The 15,149-nt window shown below is 67.6% G+C and carries 11 protein-coding genes; 2 read left to right on the top strand and 9 right to left on the bottom strand.

The genetic code is table 11. From position 1 onward, the window contains the following. Window positions 1–52: 52 nt before the first annotated feature. The 4 genes from WJ12_RS08070 to WJ12_RS08055 form a co-directional block, all read right to left on the bottom strand. Window positions 53–565 (bottom strand): fimbrial protein, encoded by a 513-nt coding sequence (locus WJ12_RS08070; protein ID WP_034186931.1) that lies wholly within the window; start codon window positions 563–565, stop codon window positions 53–55. Window positions 566–1,422: 857 nt separating this feature from the next. Continuing rightward, window positions 1,423–2,883 (bottom strand): efflux transporter outer membrane subunit, encoded by a 1,461-nt coding sequence (locus WJ12_RS08065; protein ID WP_059557748.1) that lies wholly within the window; start codon window positions 2,881–2,883, stop codon window positions 1,423–1,425. After that, a complete protein-coding gene (locus WJ12_RS08060) occupies window positions 2,883–6,020 on the bottom strand; it encodes a multidrug efflux RND transporter permease subunit (RefSeq protein ID WP_059557751.1) in 3,138 nt (1,045 codons plus the stop codon). Before WJ12_RS08060 ends, WJ12_RS08065 begins: the two co-directional genes overlap by 1 nt. Before the next feature lie 15 nt (window positions 6,021–6,035). Then, the gene (locus WJ12_RS08055) at window positions 6,036–7,235 is read right to left on the bottom strand and encodes a MexX/AxyX family multidrug efflux RND transporter periplasmic adaptor subunit (RefSeq protein ID WP_059557753.1); all 1,200 of its coding nucleotides are present in this window, start codon (window positions 7,233–7,235) and stop codon (window positions 6,036–6,038) included. 150 nt (window positions 7,236–7,385) lie between these two features. On the opposite strand from WJ12_RS08055, the gene WJ12_RS08050 reads away from it, so the two are divergent. Together WJ12_RS08050 and WJ12_RS08045 are read left to right on the top strand one after the other, a co-directional pair. After that, window positions 7,386–8,036, top strand: a complete 651-nt coding sequence (locus tag WJ12_RS08050; protein WP_034186935.1) for a TetR family transcriptional regulator — start codon at window positions 7,386–7,388, stop codon at window positions 8,034–8,036. A gap of 335 nt (window positions 8,037–8,371) precedes the next feature. Further along, window positions 8,372–9,637, top strand: coding sequence for a M23 family metallopeptidase (locus tag WJ12_RS08045; protein ID WP_059557754.1), 1,266 nt, complete (start codon window positions 8,372–8,374; stop codon window positions 9,635–9,637). Between the two features lie 28 nt (window positions 9,638–9,665). On the opposite strand, the gene WJ12_RS08040 is transcribed toward WJ12_RS08045, so the two are convergent. From WJ12_RS08040 to WJ12_RS08020, 5 genes are all read right to left on the bottom strand, one after another. Then, window positions 9,666–10,388 carry an amino acid ABC transporter permease gene (locus WJ12_RS08040; RefSeq protein ID WP_034186937.1) on the bottom strand — a complete coding sequence of 241 codons (723 nt, stop codon included), beginning with the start codon at window positions 10,386–10,388 and terminating at the stop codon, window positions 9,666–9,668. A 2-nt stretch (window positions 10,389–10,390) separates the two neighbouring features. Next, a complete protein-coding gene (locus WJ12_RS08035) occupies window positions 10,391–11,113 on the bottom strand; it encodes an amino acid ABC transporter permease (RefSeq protein WP_049031072.1) in 723 nt (240 codons plus the stop codon). 101 nt (window positions 11,114–11,214) lie between these two features. After that, on the bottom strand, window positions 11,215–12,030 hold the full coding sequence (locus tag WJ12_RS08030) for an ABC transporter substrate-binding protein (protein WP_034186939.1): 816 nt from the start codon (window positions 12,028–12,030) through the stop codon (window positions 11,215–11,217). A 315-nt stretch (window positions 12,031–12,345) separates the two neighbouring features. Then, complete coding sequence (locus WJ12_RS08025) at window positions 12,346–13,854, bottom strand: agmatine deiminase family protein (RefSeq protein ID WP_059557863.1); 1,509 nt, start codon at window positions 13,852–13,854, stop codon at window positions 12,346–12,348. 151 nt (window positions 13,855–14,005) lie between these two features. Next, window positions 14,006–15,118: an agmatine deiminase family protein gene (locus tag WJ12_RS08020; RefSeq protein WP_059557755.1), complete on the bottom strand. Its 1,113-nt coding sequence runs from the start codon at window positions 15,116–15,118 to the stop codon at window positions 14,006–14,008. Window positions 15,119–15,149: the final 31 nt, after the last annotated feature.

Here is a 15,149-nt window from a genome sequence, read left to right as displayed (position 1 = left end):
AGAAAGGAAGAAGGAGGAAGGGATGCGCGCATCCCTCCTCCGGTACGCCCGCTTACTGGTAGCGGACCGTGAAGTTGGCGACGCCGTCGGCGGTACCCGGCGTCACGCCGGCTGCCGTCGCTTCGTACATCGCTGCGAAGCGAGCGATGTTCGTGCCGTTCTGCAGCACGGTCGGTGCCTTTTGCTCGGCGCCGTTGTCGAGGTATTCGCCCGACGCCGCCTGCAGGCGGATGCCGACGTTGGTCGCCGAACCGATCGTGGCGAGCAGCTTCGGCTGGCCCGCGCTCGACGTGCCCGTGAACGTGAAGTAAGCGTTCTGCGCGATGCTCGTGTCGCAGTCGGTCAGCTTGATGTCGAAGTTGGTCGGCGTGGACTTGTCACCGGCTTGCTTGAACACGTTGGTCGGCACCTTGCCGAGGTTCACGGTCTGGTTGACCGAGCCCGAGTCGATGCCGCATGCGCCCGCGACGATCTCGCCCGTGAAGTTGATCGTGCCGGTGCCCGCTGCGAAGGCCGAGGTGGACAGGGCCGCGAGTGCGACAGCGGTCAGGATGGATTTTTTCATGACGTTTCCCGTAAGGAGTGCAAATGGAATGGACGACGTATCGGACACAAACGGCAGCGCATGGCGGCTCCCGTCCGACACGAGGCGGCATTATCGAGATAATCGTGAAAGTTTTCTGTAAATCATTGTCAAATGCTTATGACAATCTCCGATTTACCCCTCTTGAACCACATTCCTTCCGCTCGATTTCCAATCCCGTATTTTCCATCCGCAGTCCTTTTTTATTTCACGGAACCGATTGAAGATTAAGGGAAATTCTTTCCGATAACCGCATACACCCCGCATCGCCCCGCCTGTATTGACCCCGGCAATCACCGCCAATCAAAAGACAAAATATTGTCCGATGCCGCCATCGTTGTCCGGAGACAACGGCAATCTCAAATCATTTTCAACTGACAGGAAATTAACCGAGGCATTTAACCAATACGAAATCGCCGCGCAAACGATTGCGAAAAGATACAAACGTTTTACTGCGACACTTTGCCGCCATGATTAATTCCAATTCATTGATTAATCCATTCGTCAATTGCCCATTTGAAATCGCACGCTTGCGCGGTCATCGGAACGCGATTGGCCGGCCCGGAGGAACGAGACGAAGAGACGAGAATGCAGCGCATACGTTTGCGCCGGCAGGCGACACGAACGGTCGCCGGATGCGGGTTGCCGCGGAAGGCGCGCGTGCGCCCCGCCGCGAAATGAATCACACCTGGAGGATTCGCCGGACAGCGAAAGGAAGTGCCGACAGCGACCGGCGATACGGCCGGCAGCACGACTGTCGCGGCGGCGGCCGCACGCCGGATCGTACGGCCGCCGTCATGTCATGCGGCGCGCCGCGGCACCGGGCGACGACACGCATGTCACGCGGAAATCGCCGCCTCGGCCGAGGCCGGCGTCCAGCCGCCACCGAGCGCGCGGTACAGCGCGATCGCATTCGCGAGCCTGAGCTGCTTGAGCCGGATCAGCTCCTGCCCCGACTCGTACGTGCTGCGCTGCGCGTCGAGCAGTTCGAGATACGTCGCGACACCGCCCGCATAACGACGCTCGGCGAGCTTCAGCCGCGCGCCGTCGGCCGCATACACCGCCTGTTGCGCGGCAAGCTGGCGATCGATCCAGTCGCGCGCGGCGAACGCGTCGGCCACTTCACGGAACGCGGTCTGCACCGTCTTCTCGTATTCGGCGACCGCGATGTGCTTGCGTGCGTTCGCGACGTCGAGATTCGCGCGATTGCGGCCGCCCGCGAAGATCGGCAGCGTGATGCGCGGCGCGAACGTCCATACGCTCGTGCCGGCGGAGAACAGGCTCGAAAACGCGTCGCTGACCGAGCCGTAGTCGGTGGTCAACGCGATGCGCGGAAAGAACGCCGCGCGCGCGGCGCCGATCTGCGCGTTGGCGGCCTTGAGCCGCGCCTCGGCCTGCCGGATGTCCGGCCGCCGTTCGAGCAGCGCGCTCGGCGCGCCCGGCGCCACCGGTGCGATCGACAGCGTGTCGAGCGCGCTCGCGTCGTCGGGCCCGTTGCGTGCGAAGTCACCCGCCAGCAGCTGCAGCGCCCGCACGGCCTGCGCATGCTCGCGCTGCAGCGCGGCCTGCGAGGCACGCGCGGAGGCCACCAGCATCTCGGCCGAGCGCAGCTCGATCGCGTCGCTCGTGCCGGCCGCATAACGACGCTGCGTGAGCGCGGCCGTGCGTTCGCGCGCATCGAGCGTGCGCTGCGCGAGCGCAAGCTGTTCGTGCAGCGAGCGTTCCGACACGTACGCGCCCGCCACTTCGGCGATCACGCCGATGCGAACCGTGCGCTGCGCGTCGGCCGTCGCGAAATACTCGGCAAGCGCCGCATCGGACAGGTTGCGCACGCGCCCGAACAGGTCGAGCTCGTACGCGCTGACGCCGACGCCCGCGCGGTACAGCCCGCTGATCGCGCTTTCGCGCACGACCGGGTCGTACTGGCGGGCGCGCTCGTAGCCGAGATTCGCATCGACCGACGGCATCAGGTCCGCGCGCTGCACGCCGTACAGCGCGCGCGCTTCGTCGAGCCGGCCGGCCGCGATCCGCAGGTCGCGGTTGTTGGCGAGCGCGGCGTCGATCCACGCCTGCAGCGCCGGATCGGTGAAATACGCGTGCCAGTCGTCGAGCAGCGCGGCATCCCGCGCCGCAACCGGTTCGGCGGCCGGCGCCGCGCCGCCGTCGACCGGCGCATAGCTCGACGGCACCGGTGCAGCGGGCCGCTCGTAACGCGGGGCGAGCGAGCACCCGGCGAGCGCGAGCGCGGCGACCAGCGCGAGCCGAACCCGCAGCGCCGCGCGTGCATTCAGCGCAACCATCATTGCGAACCCTCCATCGCCGCCGGCCGCGCCCCGCCGCGCCGGCGCGGGCCGACGTCGAACAGGCGGCCGACGATCACGAAAAACAGCGGGACGAGGAACACCGCGAGCACGGTCGCCGTGATCACGCCGCCGAGCACGCCGGTGCCGATCGCCATCTGCGCGCCGGACGCGGCACCCGACGCGAACGCGAGCGGCAGCACGCCGACGCCGAACGCGAGCGACGTCATCACGATCGGCCGCAGCCGCAGGCGTGCGGCCTCGAGCGCGGCGTCGACGAGCGACATGCGCTGCGCGACCAGATCCTTCGCGACTTCGACGATCAGGATCGCGTTCTTCGCGGACAGCCCGATCGTCGCGATCAGCCCCACCTTGAAATAGATGTCGTTCGGCATCGCCCGCAGCGTGACGCCGAGCACCGCGCCGATCACGCCGAGCGGGACGACCAGCATCACCGCGAACGGGATCGACCAGCTCTCGTAGAGTGCCGCGAGCGCCAGGAACACGACGAGCACCGACAGCGCGAACAGCATCGGCGCCTGCGCGCCCGACAGCCGCTCCTCGAACGATTGCCCCGACCACGAATAACCGATGCCGGCCGGCAGCTGCGCGGCGATCCGCTCGATCGCGGTCATCGCCTCGCCGCTGCTGTGGCCGGCCGCGGCCGAACCGTTGATCGTGAACGACGGATAGCCGTTGTAGCGCGTGAGCTGCGGCGGCCCGAGCGTCCAGTGCAGCGTCGTGAACGCCGCGAGCGGCACCATCTCGCCGCGCGCGTTGCGCACGCGCAGCTTCTTCACGTCGTCCGGATCGAGCCGGTGCAGCCCGTCGGCCTGCACCATCACGCGCCGCACCTGCGTGCCGTGCATGAAGTCGCCGATATAGTCCGAACCGAACATCACCGCGAGCGTCGTATTGATCTCGTCCATCGACACGCCGAGCGCGGACGCCTTCGCGCGATCGATGTCGAGCTTCAGTTGCGGCGCATCCTGCGTGCCCGCGAACATCAGGTCGGTCAGCGCACGGTCCTTGCCGCCCGCGGCGAGCAGCTGTTCGCGCGCGGCGCTGAACGTCGCGTAATCGAGCCCGCCGCGGTTCTGCAGCCGGAAGTCGAAGCCGCTCGACGAGCCGAGATCGGGCAGCGCCGGCGCGTTCATCGCGAACACCGTGGTGTTCGGCGTGCCCGCGAATCGCGCGTTGATGCGCGCGACGATCGACTGCACGTGATCGCGTTCCGCCTGGCGCATCTTCCAGTTCTTCAGCGTGACGAAGATCATCCCGCCGTTCGGCCCTTCGCCGTACAGGTTGAAGCCGCCGAGCGCGAACGTATACGCGGCCGGCTCGTCCTTGCGGATATACGACTCGACCTCGCGCACGCTCTGCATCGTTTCCGCGAGCGGCGTGCCTTGCGGGCGGATCACCATCACCATGAAGTTGCCCTGGTCCTCGTCCGGCAGGAACGCGGTCGGCAGCTGCGCGAGCATCAGCACCGCGGCCGCGATCAGCGCGCCGTACACCACGAGCCAGCGCACGGGCTTCTTCAGCATCGTGCCGACCCGCGTCGCGTAGCGCTGCGTCGCACGCGCGACGAAACGGTTGAACCAGCCGAAGAAGCCGCGCTTCTCGTGATGGTCGCCGGACACGGGCTTGAGCAGCGTCGCGCACAGCGCGGGCGTCAGCGACAGCGCGAGGAACGCGGAGAAGCCGATCGACACCGCGAGCGACAGCGCGAACTGCCGGTAGATGTTGCCCACCGCGCCGCCGAAGAACGCCATCGGCACGAACACCGACGTCAGCACGACGGTGATCCCGACGATCGCGCCGCTGATCTGCTTCATCGCCTTGACGGTCGCGTCGTACGGCCCGAGCCCCTCCTCGACCATCAGCCGCTCGACGTTCTCGACGACGACGATCGCGTCGTCGACGAGGATGCCGATCGCGAGCACCATCCCGAACATCGTCAGCACGTTGATCGAGAAGCCGGCCGCATACATCACGCCGAACGTGCCCGCGAGCGCGACCGGCACGACGAGCGTCGGGATCAGCGTCGCGCGCAGGTTCTGCATGAACAGGAACATCACGAGGAACACCAGCACGCCAGCCTCGATCAGCGTCGTGACGACCTTGTTCATCGACACGCGCACGAACGACGAGGTCTCGTACGGGATCTGGTACTTCACGCCCGGCGGGAAGAACCGGGACAGCTCGTCCATCGTCGCGCGCACGCGTTTCTCGGTCGATACCGCGTTCGAGCCCGGCGCGAGCTTGATGCCCATCCCGGTCGCGACCTTGCCGTTCACGTACGACGGGTAGTTGTAGTCGTTGCCGCCGAACTCGACACGCGCGACGTCGCGCAGGAACAGCGCGGAGCCGTCGGCCTGCGTGCGCAGCGCGATCGCGCCGAATTCGGCCGGCGTCTTCAGCGGCGCATCGGCGAACACGGTCGCCGCGATCGGCGCGCTGGCCGGCACCGCGCCGCGCCCGATGTCGCCGATCGTCACGCGCGCGTTGTGCGCGTGCACGGCCGACGCGATGTCCGACGCGGTGAGGCCGTGCCCGGCCATCTTCACCGGGTCGGGCCAGATCCGCATCGCGTACTCCGCGCCCCAGAACTGCACCCGGCCGACACCCTCGACGCGACGCAGCGCCTGCACGACGTTCGCCGATGCATATTCGCCGAGCTGCACGTCGGTCATCCGGCCGTCGTCGGACGTGAGCGACACGACGAGCTGGATGTTGTCGGCGGCCTTCTCGACCTGGATGCCGTCGCGGCGCACCGGTTCGGGCAAGCGCGCCTCGACCGTCTTCAGCCGGTTCTGCACTTCGACGGCCGCGAGATCGGCGTTCACGCCCTGCTTGAACGTCAGGTACAGCGACGCCATCCCGACGCTGCTGGTGGCCGACGTATACATCAGCCCCGGCGCGCCGTTCATCTCGCGCTCGATCAGCGCGGTCACCGATTCCTCGACGACCTGCGCGGACGCGCCCGGGTACGTCGCATAGATACTGACGACGGGCGGTGCGATGTCCGGGTACTGCGCAACGGGCAGCGCGCGGATCGCGAACATGCCGCCCAGCATGATGAAAATGGCGATCACCCACGCGAAGACGGGGCGATCGATGAAGAAACGTGCCATGTTGGTTTGAACCGGTCAGGTTTGACGGGCGGCCGCCTGCGAAGCGGCCGCGGCCGGCGCCGCCTTCGACGGCGGCGACTTCTCGACGGGCTTGACGGCCGTATCGGGCGCGAACTGCGACGCGTCGTCGACGATCACGCGTTCGCCGCCCGCGAGGCCGCGCGTGATGCGCCAGTCACGGCCGCTCATCTGGTCGGCCGTGACCTCGACGTCCTTGACCTTGCCGTTCGTGCCGACCACGCGTACCGACGTACGGTCGGCGGTGCGCAGCAGCGCGTCGCGCGGCACGAGGATCGCGCGCTGGTCGACCGCCGTGTCGAGCGCGATCCGCACGTACGCGCCCGGCAGCAGTTCGCGCTCCGGATTCGGGAACAGCGCGCGCATCGCGACGGTGTCGGTGGTCGGATCGACCGCGAGATCGCTGAACAGCAGCTTGCCCTTCAACGGATACGCGGTGCCGTCGGCGCGCAGCAGCGTCACCGCGACGTCGTGCTGCGCAATGCCCGTCGCGCGCCCGCTCTTCACCGCGCGGCGCAACGCGTCGACATCGGCGGCCGGCTGCGAGAAGTTCACGTAGATCGGATCGAGCTGCTCGACGGTCGTGAGCGGCGTCGCCTGGTCCTGGCCGACGAGCGCGCCTTCGGTCACGAGCGCGCGTCGCGCGCGGCCCGCGATCGGTGCGGTGACGGTGGCATAGTCGAGCTGCAGTTGCGCACGCGCGAGCTCGGCCTTCGCCGATGCGACCTCGGCCTTCGCCTGCGTATCGGCCGCAACGGCTTCGGTATGGTCGCGCTCGCTCACCGCGCGGTCGCGCACCAGATCGTCGTAGCGGCGGCGCTTGTCGCTCGCCGCGAGCGCCGCGGCCTGCGCTTTCGCGAGCGCGCCCTGCGCGGCGTCGCGGGCGGCCTTCAGCGGCGCGGGATCGATGCGGAACAGCACCGCGCCCTGCTTCACTTCCTGACCTTCCTCGTAGGTGCGCGCGGTGACGATGCCCGCGACCCGCGCGCGCACTTCCGCCTGCCGGTACGCGTCGAGCCGGCCCGGCAGTTCGACGGTCATCGGCACGGCCGTCGGACGTACCGTCACGACGGTGGCCTGCTTCGCGGTCTCCGGCACGGCGTCCTTGTCGCCCTTTCCACATCCGGCCAGGGCCAGCACGGCCGCCAGCGCGAACGGCGCCAGCCCGTGGCGCGACAGGGAGCGATTGTTATTCATGTGTGACCTCGGATCGTTCGCCGCCGATACAATGCGGCGGCTCAGGGTGGTCGATTATAATCAGTCACGACTGATTAAATACTTGCCGTTTCAATCTGACCGACACACTGTCTCAATAAAACGACAGCGAATTGTAAGGAGCTTCACGACATGGCCCGCAAGACCCGGGAAGAATCGCTCGCCATCAAGCACCGGATCCTCGACGCCGCCGAGCTCGTGCTGCTCGAGAAAGGCGTCGCGCAAACCGCGATGGCGGACCTCGCCGAGGCCGCCGGGATGTCGCGGGGCGCCGTCTACGGCCATTACCGCAACAAGATGGAAGTGTGTCTCGCGATGTGCGACCGCGCGTTCGCGCGCACGTCGGAAGGCTTCGACGCGGGCGACGGCCTGCCGCCGCTCGCCACGCTGCGGCGCGCGGCGTCGCACTACCTGCAGGAATGCGGCGAACCGGGCCCGATGCAGCGCGTGCTGGTGATCCTCTATACGAAGTGCGAGCAAAGCGAGGAAAACGGCGCGCTGCAGCGGCGCCGCATGCTGCTCGAACTGCAGATGCTGCGAATCACGAAGGCGCTGCTGCGCCGCGCGATCGCGGCCGGCGAAATCGCCGCCGATCTCGACGTGCACCTGGCCGCCGTCTATCTCGTGTCGCTGCTCGAAGGCGTGTTCGCGTCGATGATCTGGACCAACCGGCTGCGCGGCAATCTGTGGAACGACGCCGAAGCGATGCTCGACGCGGGTTTCGACACCGTCCGGACATCGGCCGCGTTGCGCGTTCGCGCGCAAAAATTGCCAGGCCAGTGAAAAACGTCGTAACAAATGCTGATTTAGCCCGATTTACCGCACTGCGAAACGAATGAGCTGACCCTCTTTAAAATTTTTAACGTTTCCCGGAACATCGGTAGACTGACGCTGTCATCTTTCTTTAGCGTCTTCGTGATAACCGGGTTCGACCCGGTATGCACGCCGCCGTTCGAAGCGGGCTCGCCCCGTGTGTTGGGTCGAACGGAAACGACACAGGCCCCTGGCGGGGCCTGTTTTGTTGCACGCCCGCCGCCCGCCCCGTCGCCGTTCGACGGATGAGCCGCCGGCGGCCCCTGCCCACACCCCTTTGAACCGCTTTCCTGGATGTGGACACCTTGGTCAAGTCTGCCGCTACTCCTGATGCTTTCGCGCCCGGCCGCGCGCAGCGCATCGCGCGCGCGCTCGTGCCGGCCGCCGTGCTCGGCGCCCTCGCCGCATTCGGTCTCGCCGCCGCGCTGCCGGCCGTATCGCAACTGCCCGGCGCCGTCGATTCCGGCACGGCCGCGCTGCCGCAGCGCGTACTGTCCGACACGCCGTTTCCCACCGCGCAGCATTTCGTGACGAGCGAACTCGCCCGCACGATCGGCGAACGCAACGAGCATGTCGATCTCAACGACCGCAGCCAGCAGCCGGGCCTGTTCGCCCCGCTCAGCGCGCACCGCAACGACATGCTCGGCTATGCGAGCCTGTTCCAGTTCGCGGCGCCCGAGAACCAGAACGGAATGCGCGCGGGCGACATCGAACTCACGCTGTCCGACACGCTGAACCGCCTCGACGTACCGCCCGAAGTGCGCATCCAGCTCGGCGATCTCGTCACCGGCAAGGTCGCGATGCGCGCAAGCGCGCAGCGCGGCGACTACTACCGCGTCGCGTTCGACACGAACGACGGCACGCCGCGCCTCACCGCGCTCGAGCTGCGCGTCGCCGGCCGCACGTTCGGCGCGATCTGGTTCCGTGCGCCGGGCGCCCAGCACGGCGCGTACTACACGCTCGACGGCGCGCCGCTCGAAGCGGCCGCGTTCACGATGCCGGTCAAGTGGACGCGCATCAGCTCGTTCTTCGGCGAGCGCATCCATCCGTTGTCGCAGGCGATGGCGTTCCATACGGGTGTCGATCTCGCCGCGCCGAGCGGCACGCCCGTCGATGCGGCGGCCGACGGCGTCGTATCGTTCGCCGGGTTCGATCCGGGCGGCTACGGCCGCTACGTGATCGTCGATCATGCGGACGGCTACTCGACCTACTACGCGCACCTGTCCGCGTTCGCGCGCGGGCTCAAGGTCGGCGAAACCGTCAAGCAGGGCCAGCGCATCGGCTCGGTCGGGATGACGGGCGCCGCCACGGGCCCGCACCTGCATTTCGAGGTGCGTGTCGCGAACGATCCGGTCGACCCGCTCGTCACGCTCGCCAGCGCGCAGACGGCGCTGTCCGACATGCAGCTCACCGCGTTCCGCCAGGAAGCCGCGCAATGGCGCTTCCGCCTCGCGTCGATCAATACGGCGCCGTTCGCGTTCGCGCAGAACGACGGGCCGCTGTGGGGCGATTTCGCGACCGACAAATCGACGCTGCGCGCGGTCTTCAATACGCACTACTCGGCGTCGTAACGCGCGTGCCGCGGCGTGCGGCGCGCCGTTACTGCGCGGGTTCCGTGCACTCCGCCGCCTGCACGGCGCGTTGCGCGCGCGGGCGGCGCGACAGCAGCCAGCGTGCCGCGCCGTCGAGCGACGTGCACAGCACCAGATAGATCACCGCGACGAACAGGAAGATCGGTGCCGGATACACCATCAGCCGGTTGTTCACCTGCGTCGCGACGAACGACAGCTCCGGCACGCCGACGATATACGCGAGCGACGTGTCCTTCACGAGCGCGACCCACTGGTTGACGAACGACGGCGTCATGATCCGGATCGCCTGCGGCAGCAGCACGTAGCGCACCGTCTGCCAGCGCGTGAGCCCGAGCGACAGCCCGGCCTGCCATTGCCCGTCACCCGCCGCGACGATGCCCGCATGCACCGCATGCGCGAGATACGCGCCGCCGATCAGGGCAAGCGCGCACACGACCGTCGCGAGCCCCGGCACGTCCATGTGCAGCAGCACGGGCATCAGGAAATACGTCCAGAAGATCAGCATCAGCACCGGAATCGCGCGGAAAAAGCCGATGAACGCGAGCAACAGCACGCGTGCCGGGCCGCGTGCGAGTGCCATCGCGACGCCGAGCGCGACACCGAGCACCGCCGACGCGATGGCGGACGCGATCGCCAGCACCAGCGACAGCGCGGCACCGCCCAGCGGGCCGTCGGGATATGCGCCGACGAGCAGGTACGGCAGGTTGGAGAGGAGCAGCGAAAGGTCCATCGTCACCGCCCCGCGCCGAGCCGGTCACGCCATTGCGTGGCCGCGTACGCACCGGCCTCGATCGCGGCCACCGCCGCGACGTACAGCAGCGTCGCGACGCCGAACGCGGCGAAGGTCTTGAACGTCTCGGTCTCGACCTGCCTGGACGCATACGACAGCTCGGCCACGCCGATCGCCATCGCGAGCGACGAGTTCTTCACGAGATTCATGTACTGGCCGAACAACGGCGGCAACGCGATCCGCACGGCCTGCGGCAGCACCACGTAGCGCAGCGACTGCATCGGCGTGAGGCCGAGCGCGGCGGCCGCGTCATGCTGCGCGCGCCGCACGCCGCGCAGGCCGGCTTCGCACTCCTCGGCGACGAACGCGGCCGTGTAGGCGCTCAACCCGACCCAGCCCGCGACGAATTCGAACGACGGCCACGCGAGCGTGAACGGACCGGCGCTCACCGCATGGCGCGCATTCAGCCATGCGATCCACGTGTCGGGCAGCAACGACGCGACGCCGAAATACCAGAACAGCAACTGCACGAGCAGCGGCGTGTTGCGAAATGCGACGACGTACGCGGCGGCGGCCGCGCGCGGTGCCGCGCCGCGTGCATGACGCATGACGGCGAGCAGCAGCCCGCCGACGGTCGCCGCAACGGCCGACGCGGCCGCGAGGCCGAGCGTCAGCAGGAAGCCCTGCCAGAGCCAGGACAGATATTTGGGAGCCAACCCGAGCATGTCGTATGACGGGCGCGAAACGCGCGATCGAAAGAAAACGAAAAGCGCCGCGACGCCGGTATCCCGGCGCTCACGCGGCGCGCGTGCGGCCGGAGCCTGAATCAGGTCTTGTCGCCGATGCGGAAGATGCGCGTGAGCGGCGTCTTAGTCGTCGGCCCGAACCACGCGTCGTAGATCTGCGTCGCGCGGCCGTTCGCCTCGAGGCCCTTCAGCGTGTCGTTGACGAAGCCGAGCAGGCGCGTCTCGCCCTTCGGCACGCCGACGCCCATGTAGTCGTTCGAGATCGTGAATGCCGGGATCTCGTAGTTCTGCTTGTCGGGCACATTCGCGAGCAGGCCGATCAGCTTCGGGCCGTCCTGCGTGATCGCCTGCACGTTGCCGGCGCGCAGCGCGGCGAATGCGAACGGCGTATCGTCGTACGCGACGATCGTCGCCTTCGGGAATTTCTCGCGCAGCGTGATCTCGTTGGTCGTGCCCTTGTCCGCGCCGACGCGCAGGCCGTTCAGTTGGTCGGCCGATTTCAGCACGCCCTTCTTCGCGAGAAACTGCTGGCCCGACGAGAAATACGGAATGCTGAAGTCGACCTGCTTCGCACGCTCGTCGGTGATCGTGAAGTTCGCGAGCACGAGATCGACCTTGCCGGACGTCAGGAACGGGATGCGGTTCGCGGGATTGGTCGGCTGCAGTTGCAGCTTCACGCCGAGCTTGTCGGCGAGCGCCTTCGCGTAGTCGACGTCGAGGCCGACGATGTGGTTGTTCTTCGCGTCGACATAACCGAACGGCGGGTTGCTGTCGAACGTCGCGACGCGCAGCACGCCGGCCTTCTTGATGTCGTCGAGCCGGTCCGCATGCGCGACGGTGCCTGCGGTGATGAGCGCGGCCCCGACGAGCCACGTAGCGAGAGTGTGGAATTTCATGAGCACGACCTGATTTGTTATGAAGGCCGCCGCGGATCGCGCGGCGGCCCGGTTCGAAGAACATCGCGACGCAGTGTGTCGCCGCGAAGCCGCTAACGTAGCAGCGCGTGCGGCGAATCCGAACCAACAAATGGTGCTTTGCTCTGCGGGTTTCGTGATGAGGCGCGCGGTACGGCGCACAAAAAAAGACGCCCGCTGCACGCAGCGGGCGCGAATCCCAGTCAAGGAGGTGTCACACGAACTACAGGCCCAGATTAAGGAATTCGCGTGAAACGGACAACGAATCGATTTCCATATCGATATGACGCGACATGCTCACGCCGGTACTTCCCGGGTCGCGCAGTGGATGCCGCCGCCGCCCGACGCGATGCCGAGGATGTCGACCTGCACGATCGCGCGACTGCCCGCATATGGCCGGATCGCGGCGACCGCGGCCGCGTCCGCCGCCGCATCGTTGAACTTCGGCATCACGATCGCGCCGTTGCACGTATAGAAGTTGATGTAGCCGGCCGCGAAATGCGACATCTGCCGCTCGCTCAGCGTCGTGCCGGCCGAGGTCCCGAAGCTGACGGGCGGCACGAACTCGACGATCCGCAGCGGCCGGCCGTTCGCGTCGGTCTGGCCGGCCAGACGCTTCCGGTTCGCGTCCGTCAACGCACGCTCGCCGGTCGAATTCGACGCGTCGTAACAGCAGGCGACCACCCCGGGCGCGAGAAAACGTGCATAGAAATCGACGTGACCGTTCGTGATGTCGCTCTCGCCGGCCGGCGTCGCCGCGCCGCCGGCACCGCCCACGCCGCTGCCGCGCGGATAGGTCGGCGTGCCCGGCAACCAGATGATCTTCCGCACCCCGAGCGTGCGCTGCAGTTCGGCGAGCACGACCTCGCGGGCCGTCGGCAGCAGCGTGGCGTTGGCGATCACGCCATTCGGGATGTCGAACAGCTGCGGATTGCGGTTCACGTGCAGCACGGCCGATTCGGTGAGGATCGCCGTCGCGTCGCCGTCGAATTCGATCGCGCCGCCTTCGAGCGTCAACGTGCTGCGGACCAGGGTCGCGCCTTGGGTCTGCGCCATCCAGCCCGCCACCCTGCCGTCCTGGCTGAATGGCTGGAAGAACTTGCCGGCCTTCGACCGGTTGCTCGCGGCCAGGATCGCCGGCGCAATCGTGCCCGCGCTCTGGCCGACGCCGTCGGTGTTGGCGTTGCCCCAGCCGTTGAAATTGAAACCGATCGCGTTCAGTGCATTGCCGTTCGCCGTGTCGCGGACGAACACGCACCCCGTGTCGCGCACCCAGAAATCGTTGAAACCGTCGGCGAGCGGCACGAGGGTGATTCCGCCCGTGCCCGCGGCGCGCGCCGCATAGCGCGCATGCAGGTCCGGATTCGCGACACTCGCGCTCGCGAGCAGCGCGCGGGCCGCGTCCAGATCGACCGGCAGCACCAGCATGGTGACCGGTTCGGTCGCGCCGATCGCCTTCGCGACGTCCATCAGGTCGGCCCGCACGCGATCGATGCCGGCATCGGTACTCTGTGACGTGACGGGCGACCAGATGCCGTCCACGCCGGACGCGAAGGTCATGTAGGTCGACGCGTGCGGCGCATCTTCCGCCGGCAGCCGGTACACGGCCTGCCGTGCCGACGGTGTCGGGCGCGACGCGGATGCCGCGTCGGCCGTACCGCCGTCGCCGCCGCCGCATGCGGCCAGTCCACCCAGCAGCGGCATGCCGAGCCAGGCGGCCGAACAGCGGATGAATCCGCGTCGGCCGGCATCCGGCATGGGCGACGCGTTCGGGTTCGTGATCACGTCGTTTCGTTGCTTCGCCATGTATTCCACTCCATTGCGCGGACGGCGCGCATGCGTACGCGCCGGAATCCGTTCCACGAAACGGATTCCGCATTGTTATTCAGTAATCCGAAAATATATAAAAATGGAAGCGGCATTCGAACCGGTCACGCGGACCGGTCCACGACCCCGCTCAGGCCGGCTGCTGCTGCGTCGTACAGTGAATGCCGCCGCCGCCCGCGGCGATGCCGTCGATGTTCAACTGGATGACTTCGCGGCCGGGAAACAGGTCGACGAGCGTGTCGCGCGTGTTGCGGTCGGCGCGGCTGTCGCCGAATTGCGGCGCGATCACCGCGCGATTGCATACGTAGAAATTGATGTAGCCGGCCGCGAACTCGTCGTTCTCGTACGCATGCCGGACGGTCCTCGGCCCCGGCAGCACAACGACCTTCAGCGGGCGCCCCTTCGCATCGGTGGACTTGCGCAGGATCTCGAGGTGCTGCCGCGTCACCGCATGGTCGTACGACGCCGGATCCGTGTCGAGCCCGGCCACCACGACACCCGGGCTCGTGAAACGCGCGTAGAAGTCGGTATGCCCGTCGGTGATGTCCTTGCCGGCAATGCCGGGCAGCCAGATGATCTTCTTCAGCCCGAGCAGGCGGCTCAGCTCGGCTTCGCACTGCGCCTGGCTGACGCCCGGATTGCGGTTCGTATTGAGCACGCAGCTGCGCGTGATGATCGCCGTGCCCTCGCCGTCCACCTCGATGCCGCCGCCTTCCAGCACGAGCTTCGTGTCGATCGGCCGCGCGCCGGCGCGTTCGGCCACGAACGGCGCGACTTCCGCGTCCTGGTCGTGTGCCTGCTTGTTGCCCCAGCCGTTGAAATTGAAGCTCACGCCGCCGAGCTGGCCCGACGCGTTCTTCACGAACACGGGCCCCGTATCGCGCATCCACAGATCGTCGACCGGATGCTGGACGAGCTCGACCGACGCGCCGCACAGCCGCGATGCGAGCGCGTAGTCCTGCTCCCGTACCAGCATCTTGAGCGGCTCGTGCGCGGCGATCGCCTTCGCGACCGCGGCCAGGTTCTCGCGCACCACGGGCAACAGCCGCGCGCCCCAGATGTCCGCGCTCGGGCCGAACGCCATCCAGGTCGCCGTGTGCGGCGCGCCTTCGTCCGGCATGTGCCAGGTCGCGCCCTGCTGCGCGTGCGCGGCGCGGCCGAACAACCCGCCCATCGCGCCGGCGGCCAGCGCCGCGCCCGATACGGACAGGCCGCGTTTCAACAGTTGACGTCGTGTGGTCATCGCATTCCTCTTTCGCTTGCCGGTTATTTCG

It is taken from the genome of Burkholderia seminalis (assembly GCF_001718535.1).
Lineage (GTDB): Bacteria > Pseudomonadota > Gammaproteobacteria > Burkholderiales > Burkholderiaceae > Burkholderia > Burkholderia seminalis.
The sequence above is the reverse complement of the archived record's forward strand: the minus strand, read 5'-3'. Positions and strand labels throughout refer to the sequence as shown.